The sequence below is a fragment of the Nostoc flagelliforme FACHB-838 genome, assembly GCF_014698065.1.
GTDB classification, from domain to species: domain Bacteria; phylum Cyanobacteriota; class Cyanobacteriia; order Cyanobacteriales; family Nostocaceae; genus Nostoc; species Nostoc flagelliforme_B.
This window is the reverse complement of the sequence record NZ_JACJSI010000001.1, coordinates 82,825-95,814: the sequence shown is the minus strand read 5'-3', so window position 1 is coordinate 95,814 and position 12,990 is coordinate 82,825. Positions and strand designations below refer to the sequence as shown.

The following is a 12,990-nucleotide window of genomic DNA, read 5'->3' as shown; positions in this document are numbered from 1 at the left end:
TTTATTAGCAAGAGGTTATTTAGTAAATAAAAATCCGCGTCCTTGCACTCGAATGCTCGAACTTGGAAAATAACTTTTTAAGTTATCAGTGGAAGCTAAGTTATTATTTTGCAGACGAGCAAGTGCATTGCCTCTGATGTACACCTGTGCTAAGACTTCAGTGGCATCGACACAAGCAAAAAATCCACTTGTTTGGCTGCCTACAAGTTTTGGACTAGAGCAAGGTGCAGCGCTAGCGCTAGGTGGTGCAGTGGTGCTAACGTAATCAATCAAAGTTTCTACACGTTGAGCATAAGTGCCTGATGCAGCCTGCCATTGATTCATCTTTTCTTTGAGCGAAGCACCAGTCTTATTTAGTGGTAGTGTACTAAATCCACTATCATCTGTACTTACTGTTGTATTAACATTAGCTGCATTCACCGCGCCTCGAAGTTGAAACCTGCCAATTCGTGCTTCTTTAGACCAGGTAGAGTTGGTGGTCTGATTTGGATTTGTGATTAAGTAGTATGCTACCAATGAATAAGCAAAGCCATCATCTGCATTTGTACCAGTCTGACTGGTGCCACTAATCCCAACGCTATCAGCTATAAGTTCACGTTTCCAAAAAACAAGGATTGGTGTGCAAACACTCGGACTACTGCCAGTAGTAGGGTTACAGTTAGGTGCAGATTTGAGTGGTGGTATTTGGTTTGCAATGCCTGAACTAGTAATAGTAGTAGTATTTGTGTTTCTAGTAGTACCATCAGCATCATAGATGTAAACAGCTTGCTGTAAGTCACGAGCGATATAATCTAATGCTGCTTGGATTTCTTGCTCAGAAGTTGCCTTGGCTTGTTCTTTGCGATCGCCTTCTAGAATATTAATCATAAAAGCCATTAAAGGCGTTATGATTAATACTGCCATTACCATAGCTACTAGCAGATCAATCAGGGTAAAGCCGCTAATTGTCTTATTTATTCCAGAGCGTTTTAATTGAGTATTTAGGATAAATTTCAGTGAGCCTATCATGCTGTCGTTTCCCTTTTATTGACAAAAATTTAAGAATAAACTTCTTGCATAAATAGTTGTTTGCCTCACACAGAGGTGCAGAGAAAGAGTGTAAAATTAGAAGTTTTGCAAGAAGTCTAATTAAAATTCAATTACAACCACCTGTGTAGCGGGCACAAAGGTCGCTGTATTTAGGCTCAGTGTCGTTGATATCTGTTGTCATCTCTACTAAAGGTATTTTGCGCTGACCGACACCTCCAGTGAAAGTAGCTTGTTTATTATTGGGTAAAGAATTACTTGTGAGTAAAGCTATACTGTCGTTAAAAGCATCAGCCCTGTAAACCCGCACTCCTAAAGCGTATCCTGCGGTGGAAAGGTTGTTATTTGGACGAAAACCCTGTACAACCATATCTGTAACACTGGTCTTTTCACAGGTACCACTGCCATCAAAATCTATGCAGTATAAAGATGTGCCTGTTGGGGGTGTTGGAGTTGAGCAGAATTTAGACTCTACAGGGGTTGTAGTTGTAGGGGTTGAAGTTGTAGCACAGGTGAGTGTTCCCGTCGCTGTAGGGGCGCTAGTTGCTGTTAGGGTGGTAGCGGTGGTTGGCCCAGATGGGGCCAAAATTTTCTTAGTCTTCACCCCATCAATGTATGATCTGGCAGCTTGAGTAGCTAATTCTATTCGTTTGGATTGTACACGGGTTGCTACTGACAGGGAAAGAACTGGGGCGATCGCTAACAGGAAAATGCTAACTACAAGTATCGCTACCAAAGATTCAATAATAGTGAAACCCCCTTGCCTGTTTCGTAGGTAAGACAGATGTATCTTGCCCACTTCTGCTGTCTGTAATGTTTGTTTCTTAACTTGTTTCCTTATCAACATCGCAATTTACCAATATTTACAGCATTTATGACGGTGGCAAGTCAGATGGTATTGATGCAGATGGACAGCCCTGGCGATATTCGTTAGAAACTGCATTTGCATAAGTTACTGTCACTCCTGTTGTAGCAATACCTGTCTGGTTACTAGCTTCACCAGCACAGAGCAATGTTTTCACCCAGGTATCATCTTGACCAACTTCTCTAAAGTACTCATTCGGCCGACCTGCTGGAGGTAAGGTAAACCTTTGGGCAAACAAGTCTGGTTGCTCTGACAACAGACCAACATCAAACCCCCAACTTCTATTTGTTGGTGCGTTGTAGAAAGGTAACAGACCTGAGCCGTTCGGGGTTGGATAAGTGTCTAGTGCATAGTCAAAAAGGCTGAGATTATTGGTAAGAGTTGCATTGTTTCCTGAGCTTGCTGCTCTTGCAGCGAAAATAGGTGAAATTGGCCCTGTAGCGAAAGTACTCCGCTTCAATTGAATAAAGCTGCCACTAATTTTGGCTGTTCTACCATCCCAGTTTTCTGAAAATCGTACAAAGTTTTGGAAACCTGCTGAGGTTTCAGCTGATCTACTGGGGCTATTACCCAATACAAACGTTGCATTATATATAGTAGTGTTATCACTGGGTTGTTGTATCCATTTACCTCTAAACTCAGTTTGGGTTGTTGTATCACCCCTGATGCCAGAGGTACTGTTTGCGTCATGAATCTGCAAAACTGGGACTAATAGCGGCTGACCAGTTAAATCGGGATTACCATCGCCGTCACCATCAATAGGAAGGTAATAGTACAGTCTTTTGTCAAAGTCGTAACTTACTTGTCCTAAGTTTGCTACAGATGCGTCATTTGATGTTCTAAACCAGAGAGCATTTCGCCTTGGTCTTGGTAAATTTCCTGAAGTATAAGGAAACTCTTTGATCATATCCCCAACTGGATCTATACCCAAAGGTATATATTTATTACTTCCTTGATCCTCCAATTCGTTAGAAGTAGTATTACGTTTAAAGGCGACCCGACGAGCATAGCGTGAATATTCTGAAGCAGCAGGTACAGCAGTTGTACCAGCCTTATGTGTACTGATACTGAAGGCTTGACCTATAACCGCAGATGCTTTAAGGCTAGTTAATGGATCAACATACCAGTCACCTGGGCCACAATCAGAAACCGGGAGCCTGGTGCATACTTCCATTAAGTACTCTCCAGGGTTACTTGTAAGGGTAGAGTTATTAATCCTCCTTTGAATTGGTGTTACCCCATTTAGTGCGTAAGAGCCTAAACTCGTGTCGGGATAATTTATCTCACCGCTGACGGTGGATTGCCAATAGGTACTGGTAAGAAAGTTATTTTCCCAAAAGCCATTTTTCAGGCGATTTATTCTTCGGGTATCGGCGGTATCCTCAACTTTAATCCCAGTATTATTGTTCAGATCATAATCGCCTCGGCTACGCACACCATCTTGAAATGACCCAGATACTAAGGTCATGGAATCGGCAATAATTGTTGCTGGTCTCCAAAAGTCACCTCCATTAGTAGGACAACCTGTTCTTCCTGGACGACACGCAAACCTATCTTCGCGAGTACTGCGACCATAGAAGTCGGTACTTGCTAAAACTGTAAATTCCTCAATTTCGGTGGTGCTACTTGTACTTGTGCGATGCAAATTGAAGTTACCCTTGATATATACGGGTAAATTTGTTACCAAAATCAAACCTTTTTCTTTGGCATTGTAAGCATTGGTACTAGTTCTCGCTAAAGTTCCCCCATTAATCAGGCGGATGCCATTTGGCCGGCGAGTAGGGTCAAGTTTAAAATCAGTCGGGCTGAGTAACTCTGAGTTAGATGTGCTACTTACATTACCTTCAATGTATGACTCACTCGCATCGCGCAATGCATCATCTCTAGAGGCGTAAATAATGCCGCTATAAGGTAATAAATACTCGTTTGCCGTTATTGCTGTGCTAGCTAGTGAACCTAAATCAATGTCAGTTACCCGAACTTCTAGGGGTTGGCGCTGTTCTAAATCTAAGTCGTATGTGCTTGATGTGCTTGAGGCACTAATCTGCTTTGCTTCCCTGGCATCCAAGAAAGATGCTTCTTTGATTGCACCGTGTTGAGGCTGGTTAGTAGGAGTAGTAACGAAACTAGTTGGACTACTGAAAATGGAAATAGCACAAAGTGCTGTATCTATTGCTGAATAATCAGCTAGCTGCAAACCAGTACTAGGTACTGTAGTAGCAGTTCCAATTTTTGTTAAAGCATCTTGTAAAGGTTTATTAACCCAACGCCCGTTAGGGAATTTCAAGTTGGCTTGTCGTTGTAGACGAGTTTTGTTAATTGTGAAATATGTGGTTCTTCCATTTGCCGGGTAATTGTAAACAACGCCATTGTTTGAACGACCGTTGAGAGGATCTACACCATATCCAACATTTTGATTAACTTTGTTTTTAGCTGTATCTGCGGTCGAGGGATCGTAGTAGCTGCTTACGCAAGCGATTGGTTCTTGGTCAACGCCATAGTCTACTTTGTAGTGATAAACAGCCGTGGCTCGCATTTTGAGATCACCTGAGCGACCATTTGCAGGTGTTGACATTGGCATTGTGTCAGGCCAAACAATTGTAGTATCAACTGTAGGAGGAGTATTACTTAGATAAGGAGCTTTTAAAAATGAACCAAGTGTAATATTATCTCGTGGGTAAAACGGGCCAGTTATTAGGTTTGGAACACTACCAGCTCCATCTACATAAATACCTGCACCAGTAACAATCCGTACACCACCTACACTATCTAAATCGTTTACAGGATTTACTGTGGCATTTTCTTCCCAAAAACCATTTCGGTCTGATAGACCCAGGTCTGTAACAGCTTGTATTTGAGTATTACGCCATCTTTGTTGAGCATCTGAACCAGTTGGTCTAGTCCAATTAACAGCACTACCACCACTGCTAATTAACTGGTTAGCTTCTGAGCCAACATATTCAGTGCCTTTTAGCCATAAAGCAGGTAAGTTGTTACCTACTAAAATGCGATCGCCTAATTTGGTCTGAACGCCTTCTTTCTTTTGTAAATCTGGATATGTCGCCTCTAGCTGAGAAGTAGTCAAAGTAGTAGCTGTTGCACCAGTAAACTGATTACTAGCGTTTACTGGCTCTCTCCAGGTTTGTTGAGGTTCTAAACTGGCAGTAATAGCGGTATATGAAGCTGTTTGATCTCCTCCTGTGGCATCTGATACTTCTGTAAAGGGTACTCTACGGGTACGATTTCGCAGATAAATTTCTATTTCATCTGAGAGGATATTTTTAGCTGTGTTTCCATCATCAGTATCCAGTACTTTAGCTGTGACGTTAGTTTTCACATCGCTTGGATAACCACTAGCATTAACAGCAGTTTTGAGGGCACTACCGGTAGTTGTAGCTGCGGCATAACACGTTGTGCATAAACCGCTCGCGGTAGTCTTCATTGCAGCAATACGCTTATTGAATGCTGCATCGTTGAATCCAATTTCCGCACCACCAGTTCTGTTTGTAGATTTATTGGTGTCGTTAATATAATCTGTGGTAATGCCGTTGCCAAAACCTTGATAAAGGTCAACGTTTACACTTGTACCAGTATTATTTTGAGCAAGACTACCATTTCCGACATTTCCGCCAACATCAATCAGCCCGTTTTCTTGATTGTAGAAACAAGATGTTTTGCTGCTAACTTGTCGGAAAGTTATATTACCACCACTGTCAATGACACCTACTAGTAAGTTGGCATTTGTGTGAATTCTTCCATTCAGCAACAACGTTGTACTACCTACTATGACTTCCAGATCGTTTTCAAACCAAACAGCATTATTTGAAAGGGGAATGCGAGTGCGGTCTTGCTGAAATTCTAGTGCGACAACGCTTTTGTTACCTTTGTATGGTTCGTATTCTGTTTCACTTAGGCTGCCTAAGTTAGTAATTGGCACGTTAACGCTATAAACAAAGAAGCTTTTACCCAGATTGCCACTGTTTAACTTATACCAACTGGAGTTGCCCACTAAGCTAGAGGAACCGCTTGCACTACCGCAATTCTGGTTTGAGCTACCATCCATCGGTGGGGTTCTAGCTTCTAGAGCTTTTCTTTCACGACTAAATGTTCCATTGCTGTTTCTAGGTGGTGTACGAAAGTAGATTCCATAAAGAGTAAAAGTGTCTTTTTTGCCGTTATTGTCTGTGTCAACGGCATATTTCCAAGCTGCTTTTAATGTTTCATCGTTCTCTAAAGCGCTACTAGTGTCAATGGTGTTGTCACCGTTAATGTCAAAAGCCAACTTTAGGCGAGTCTCATCACCAAGCCTATATTTGTCTTTTTTAATAGCATCATATAAGGCAGTATCAGAGGGAGTTCCTCGTGGTAGTGTTGGGTCTTTTAGTAGTGCATCTATTTTTGCTCTAGCACGATCAATTGCTGGGGTAGCGGCGTTAAGCACAGCCTCATTCACCCGGACATTGCTAGCGTTTTTAGAACGTTCAAAAGACCGAAATAAAAGTGCGGTTGTTAACAGCACGACGACCAAAGTCACCATCGCCACTGTTGGTAAAATAAATCCAGAATTAACTGATCCGCGTCTTCTTTGAGTACCAGAAATAGTCCGCAATAGCCAAATGAGTTGCTTGTTAATTGCAGATAAAAACTGCTTGCGAAGCACGACGACCAAAGTCACCATCGCCACTGTTGGTAAAATAAATCCAGAATTAACTGATCCGCGTCTTCTTTGAGTACCAGAAATAGTCCGCAATAGCCAAATGAGTTGCTTGTTAATTGCAGATAAAAACTGCTTGCGAATTTGTTTGAAGTTTTTTTGAAATGTTTTGATTAGCTGGCGTTTTCGAGACATGGTAGCTTCCCTGTCAAGTGGTTTTTAGCGAATTTTTATTTTTTTGACATCTTAATCTATGCCTATTAAGTGTTTTAACAGGCAAAATATAAGGTTATATTTATCTAACTACTGCGTTTGGTTTTAATAAATTCCAAATAGAGTAGCCGCAACAAAATACAATTTATTTTAAAGTTATATCATTTATGAATCGTTCATTTTATCCGGGAAATACTGATTTTTTGAGAATTATTTAATTCAAGTCTGAGAAACAATCAAAGCCTAAGTTAACAGTAGAATTGCGTAAATGTATTTTAGTTGAGGGGGAAATATATGAAGACGTTGTTAGGAGAGTAAGCTTATGATACCCATTTGTTAAAGAAAGATATCATCTTGATGTAAAATAATCAGATTCTCAGATAAAATTCCCGGCTTCTTAGTGAAGCCGGGAATCTTGTTGTTCATATTGGTTTTGTTAATTACTAATTATTCAGTAGAGAATTGATTCAGTAATTAGAAACCTAAACCCTTAGCTACTTCCCTTATACTCCAATACGGTTTAGTTAAGAGGATGTTTGAAAAATCCTGTTGTTGGTAGGAAAAATTTTTAGATCCCCCTAAATCCCCCTTTTTAAGGGGGACTTTGACTCTGGTTCCCCTTTTTTTAAGGGGGGTTAGGGGGGAGCTAAAAGTGCCTAAAGTCACAGCGAAACACTTTTCAAACAACCTCTAAGGCTTAACTCGTTATCAAATTTCATTTTTTAACGAATCGCATTCGCGTTAGCGTCTCCCCTTCTCCCAAAGGGAGAGGCTAGCGCCAAGGGAAAAGGACGCAAAGGAAAAGAAGGAAGAAATGTTTAACTGAACTGTATTGGCGTTAAACTCTTTTAACTTCTTTCTTAGTGTCCTTCTCTACGACATACTACGCGAATGCGTCTATAGATGCTGTTTTCTCTCATGGAATTCAGCAGGTGCTATGTAGCAATCTGTGGTACTGACACCTTCACTAGCGCTTTTTTGCTAAAAGACAGACCGTTCTCATTTTTGTCAATGATAATCGTGTCTCCAGAGATAAAAGTATTTTCCAATAACTTGGTGGCAAGGGGGTTTTCTACTTCTCGCTGAATTGCCCGTTTGAGTGGACGCGCACCGTAAACTGGGTCATAGCCTGATTCGACAAGGTGATCGCAAGCTGCTTGGGATATCTCAAAGAAGATTTTTTGCTCGCGGAGGAGATTTTCTACCCGCTTGAGTTGAATACGGATGATATGCCGCATTTCAGTGCGATTTAGGGTATGGAAGAGAATAATGTCATCGACGCGGTTGAGGAATTCGGGGCGGAAATGCGATCGCAAAGCATCCATTACCCGCTTCCGCATCGTTTCATACTTGGAATCATCACCAGATACATCCAAGATATGTTCGCTACCAATGTTGCTGGTCATCACAATAACAGTGTTACGAAAATCTACTGTTCTCCCCTGAGAGTCAGTAATTCTCCCATCATCTAACACCTGCAATAAAATATTGAACACATCGGGGTGCGCCTTTTCCACTTCATCCAGCAGCACCACTGAGTAAGGACGACGGCGAACCGTCTCGGAAAGCTGACCGCCTTCTTCATAGCCTACGTATCCTGGAGGCGCTCCCACAAGGCGAGAAACTGAGTGTTTTTCCATATACTCAGACATATCCAAGCGCACTAAGGCATCATCAGAATCAAAGAGAAACTGAGCTAAAGCACGCGCAAGTTCGGTTTTGCCCACACCTGTGGGGCCCATGAACAAAAATGAACCAATGGGACGCGAGGGATCTTTCATCCCCGCACGGGCGCGACGTATTGCGGCTGCTACGGCTTCTACAGCTTCTTCTTGCCCAATGACTCGTTGATGCAAATGACTTTCTAGTTGTAGTAACTTTTGCCGTTCCGATTCCAACAAGCGATTGACGGGAATTCCTGTCCATTTGGCGACGATTTCGGCAATATCAGCTTCGGTGACTTGTTCTCGCAACAACGTAGAACCTTGGTTTTGAATTTCTAAAAGGCTCGCTTCTTTGGCTTCGCGCTCGTGCTGTACTCCTTCCAATTTGCCATACTTCAATTGGGCAGCTTTATTTAAGTCATAAGCGCGTTCCGCCTGTTCAATTTGCACTCGCAGGGCATCTTCTTCTTTCTTTAAGGCGCTTATAGCCTCCAATATCTGCTTTTCACCTTGCCATTGCTCATTAAATACTTGCTGTTTTTCTGTTAAATCGGCAATTTCTTGCTCAATTCGCTCTAAACGTTCTCTCGTTTGGGGAATGCCTTTCTCTTCGCCAGCTAATGATAGCTTTTCCATTTCTAACTGCATGAGGCGGCGATCAATGGTTTCCAATTCGGCTGGTTTGGAGGTAATCTCCATTTTCAACTGTGCTGCTGCCTCATCCACCAAATCGATGGCTTTATCTGGTAAGAAGCGATCGCTAATATAACGTGCTGACAGAGTTGCTGCTGCTACCAACGCCGAATCAGAAATTTTGACGTTGTGATGCACTTCGTAGCGTTCTTTCAATCCCCGCAGAATGGAAATAGTATTTTCTACAGTTGGCTGATCGACAAATACTTGCTGAAAGCGGCGTTCTAGGGCAGCGTCTTTCTCAATGTGTTTGCGGAATTCGTCGAGGGTAGTCGCACCAATACAACGCAGTTCTCCCCGCGCCAGCATTGGTTTGAGTAAATTTCCGGCATCCATTGCCCCTTGTTGGGTGGAACCTGCGCCAACTACGGTATGCAATTCGTCAATAAACAGTACGATGTCACCGTTAGATTCTGTAACTTCCTTGAGGACTGCTTTCAGGCGTTCTTCAAATTCTCCTCGTAATTTTGCTCCAGCAATCAAACTACCGATATCTAAAGAAATGAGTTTGCGATTTTTCAGAGATTCGGGAACGTCACCATTTACCATTCGCTGTGCCAAAGCTTCTGCGATCGCAGTTTTACCTACCCCAGGTTCACCAATCAATACAGGGTTATTTTTGCTACGCCGAGACAATACTTGAATTACCCGCCGAATTTCCTCATCTCGTCCAATTACCGGGTCAAGTTTTCCAGATTTTGCCTGTTCTGTCAAATCTCTACCAAATTTTTGTAAGGCTTCATAACGAGATTCTGGCGTTTGATCTGTCACCTTTTGGCTACCGCGAATGGCTTTGATCGCAGTTTCTAGTTTAGCTGCATCCGCACTAAAGCCTTTGAGGATCTTTCGTCCAACGCGATCGTCTTCAGCAAAGGCTAAGAGTATGTGTTCCACAGAAATGTAGGAGTCTTTCATCCTGACTCTAGCTTCCTCGGCTCGGTCTAGTAAAACATCTAAACTGCGGCTAAGGTAAAGCTGATCGCTTTTACCAACTTTGGGCTGACGTTGGGTAAAGGCTTCTAGCTGCTGTTGGAATCGGATTGGATCAACCTCAGATTTAGCGAGGATACGTATTGCTAGACTAGTGGGTTCTTCTAACAGGGCAATAATTAAATGTTCAACATCTAGTTGCTGTTGTTGATAAGCACGAACTATATCCTGAGATTTAACAATCGCTTCCCAGGCTTTATCAGTAAATTTATTCGGATCTGTAGGTTGCATCTTTAGAATTTTAGAATTTTGATTTTTAGTTTAGGGATTGGGCATTGGGGACTGGATATTGGGGATTGGAAAAACTTTTACCTAGTTACTAATTCCTAGTGCCTAGTCCCCAGTCCCTAATTATCCAAACATTCTCAGCGTATATCCGCGTGTATCTCCAGTGGCAATTTTGGATTGGTAATTGGCGATAGTTTAATCCATTACCTATTTTCTAATTTAACGTGTCGCGGAAGTCCCCACCTTCTCTGCGTTCGCGCAGCGTGTCGTAGACAGACGCTAACGCGAACAATGTACTCTAATGGTAGGTATTGTGAGCGGGGACTAAGGATTGCCATCCGGTATTGTTTTTTTGCGTCAACAAAAACAATACCGGATGTATGACGAAGCACCAAAATTTTCTGATAAGCTTTGGATTATCTTGACCACCAATGCCGTGAGCAAAAACCAAGCTGGATAGGTATGTGTCGCAAGAGAAAGATTTGGGTCTTGGGAACCAGGACTCCTGCCCTTGGAGGGAATGTTAGACCAATAGAACTACAAAGTTCTGGAGGCTGTTCCCGATGAATTGGGAAACTCCGTCCGTCTTACGGCAGGGTAGTTCACTTATAAGAATTACTGACTCACAAGTTGCTCTTGTGATTCCTGTTTGGCTGCCGATCCTTGAGATCCTAGTTGAATCAGTTCAATTTTATATCCATCTGGATCTTCCACAAAAGCAATTACTGTTGAACCATGTTTCATCGGCCCTGGTTCACGGACAACTTTACCGCCCTGATTGCGGATTTCCTCACACGTAGCGTAAATATCATCAACGCCAAGGGCAATGTGACCATAAGCATTACCCAATTCGTACTTTTCTACCCCCCAGTTGTAGGTTAGTTCGATCACCGAGTTGTCGCTTTCGTCGCCGTAGCCAACAAAAGCTAGGGTAAATTCTCCTCCTGGATAATCTTTTCGGCGTAGTAATTTCATTCCTAAAAGTTCACAGTAGAACTTTAAGGACTCTTCAAGGTTGCCCACCCGTAGCATTGTATGCAGTAATCGCATATTGACCTTTTCTTTGTAATTGATTTAGTGTTATTCTCTGCCAATATTTTACCTAGCCCAAAGTCTGAAGGTAGAAATGCGATCAAGGAAAAAGACAAGATAAACATTTTCTTACCCATTTTTGGCGTTGATCCCTATCCATCTAATGGAAATCTTCTTTAACCTCAGCCAATAAAGTCTCTTAACAGCATAAGCTAGCGATTGGGTTAGGCAGATGGACTGTATGCGTAACACACTCGAACAAAGGATAAAGTACAGATGAGTAAATTTCTAGATACTGCAATTGAAGCGATCGCAGCCCGTGAAATTCTTGATTCACGCGGTAGACCGACAATTGAAGCCGAAGTGCATTTAGCCAACGGTGTTGTTGGATTGGCACAGGTTCCCAGTGGTGCATCTACTGGCTCTTTTGAGGCTCATGAACTGCGTGATGGCGATAAAAGCCGTTATGGGGGCAAAGGTGTACTCAAGGCAGTAAAAAACGTCAAAGAAGCGCTTGCGCCAAAATTGTTAGGCTTGGATGCCCTCAACCAAGAACTCCTAGACCGGACAATGATCGCCATAGATGGTTCTCCTAACAAATCCAGTTTGGGGGCGAATGCGATTTTGGGTGTTTCTCTAGCGGCAGCTAAAGCTGGTGCTGAATCTCTAGATATTCCGCTATATCGCTATTTGGGTGGCCCTTTAGCGAATTTACTACCAGTGCCGTTAATGAACGTGATTAACGGTGGCGCACACGCCTCAAATAACGTAGATTTTCAAGAGTTTATGATTGTCCCAATTGGGGCAACTTCCTTCCGGGAAGCATTGCGCTGGGGTGCAGAGGTGTTTGCTACCCTCAGCCAGGTGTTAGATGAAAAGGGTTTGCTGACTGGTGTGGGCGATGAAGGCGGTTTTGCCCCTAACCTAGAATCTAATCAGGTGGCTTTAGAATTGCTGGTTGCTGCCATTAAAAAAGCTGGTTACAAGCCAGGGGAAGAAGTAGCTTTGGCTTTGGATGTGGCAGCTAGCGAATTTTACAAGAATGGTCAGTATGTTTACGATGGTAAACCTCACGCCCCGGCTGAGTTTATTGATTATTTAGGGCAACTAGTTGACCAATATCCAATTGTGTCAATTGAAGATGGCTTGCACGAGGAAGATTGGCAAAGTTGGCAATTACTCACCCAAAAGTTAGGTTCGCGGGTGCAGTTGGTAGGGGATGACTTATTTGTAACTAACGCCACTCGCTTGCAAAGAGGCATCCAGGAAAAAGCCGCTAATGCCATTTTGATAAAACTCAATCAAATTGGTTCTCTCACCGAAACCTTGGAAACGATTGATTTGGCAACTCGCAACGGTATCCGTTCAGTAATTAGCCATCGTTCTGGTGAAACAGAAGACACAACGATCGCTGATTTAGCCGTAGCAACCCGTGCCGGTCAAATCAAGACAGGTTCTCTGTGTCGCAGCGAACGAGTAGCAAAATATAATCGCTTGCTGCGAATTGAAGATGAACTAGGCGATCGCGCCGTTTATGCTGGTGCTGTGGCGTTAGGGCCTAAGTAGAAAATAGGACATAGGTTACAGGTGATAGGTTACAGAGATATTCTGTCCCCTGTACCCTA

Annotated in this window: 7 protein-coding genes; 2 read left to right on the top strand and 5 right to left on the bottom strand. The window is 42.7% G+C overall.

Features of this window, described 5'->3' with window-relative positions:
- Nucleotides 1-15 precede the first annotated feature (15 nt).
- From hpsC to clpB, 4 genes are all read right to left on the bottom strand, one after another.
- On the bottom strand, nt 16-1,008 hold the full coding sequence (hpsC, locus tag H6G97_RS00415; protein ID WP_190938782.1) for a hormogonium polysaccharide secretion pseudopilin HpsC: 993 nt from the start codon (nt 1,006-1,008) through the stop codon (nt 16-18).
- Nucleotides 1,009-1,135: 127 nt separating this feature from the next.
- Complete coding sequence (gene hpsB, locus H6G97_RS00410) at nt 1,136-1,873, bottom strand: hormogonium polysaccharide secretion pseudopilin HpsB (protein ID WP_190938781.1); 738 nt, start codon at nt 1,871-1,873, stop codon at nt 1,136-1,138.
- A 25-nt stretch (nt 1,874-1,898) separates the two neighbouring features.
- Entirely contained in the window at nt 1,899-6,740 is a 4,842-nt protein-coding gene (hpsA, locus tag H6G97_RS00405; protein ID WP_338421540.1) for a hormogonium polysaccharide biosynthesis protein HpsA, read from the bottom strand.
- A gap of 953 nt (nt 6,741-7,693) precedes the next feature.
- Nucleotides 7,694-10,336: an ATP-dependent chaperone ClpB gene (gene clpB / locus H6G97_RS00400; protein WP_190938780.1), complete on the bottom strand. Its 2,643-nt coding sequence runs from the start codon at nt 10,334-10,336 to the stop codon at nt 7,694-7,696.
- A gap of 328 nt (nt 10,337-10,664) precedes the next feature.
- On the opposite strand from clpB, the gene H6G97_RS54635 reads away from it, so the two are divergent.
- Nucleotides 10,665-10,793 carry a hypothetical protein gene (locus tag H6G97_RS54635; RefSeq protein ID WP_277883234.1) on the top strand — a complete coding sequence of 43 codons (129 nt, stop codon included), beginning with the start codon at nt 10,665-10,667 and terminating at the stop codon, nt 10,791-10,793.
- 155 nt (nt 10,794-10,948) lie between these two features.
- Here the strand turns inward: H6G97_RS54635 and gloA are convergent, their stop codons facing one another.
- On the bottom strand, nt 10,949-11,383 hold the full coding sequence (gloA, locus tag H6G97_RS00395) for a lactoylglutathione lyase (RefSeq protein ID WP_190910078.1): 435 nt from the start codon (nt 11,381-11,383) through the stop codon (nt 10,949-10,951).
- A 258-nt stretch (nt 11,384-11,641) separates the two neighbouring features.
- Between gloA and eno the strand changes: the two genes are divergently transcribed.
- A complete protein-coding gene (gene eno, locus H6G97_RS00390) occupies nt 11,642-12,931 on the top strand; it encodes a phosphopyruvate hydratase (RefSeq protein WP_190938779.1) in 1,290 nt (429 codons plus the stop codon).
- Nucleotides 12,932-12,990 lie beyond the last annotated feature (59 nt).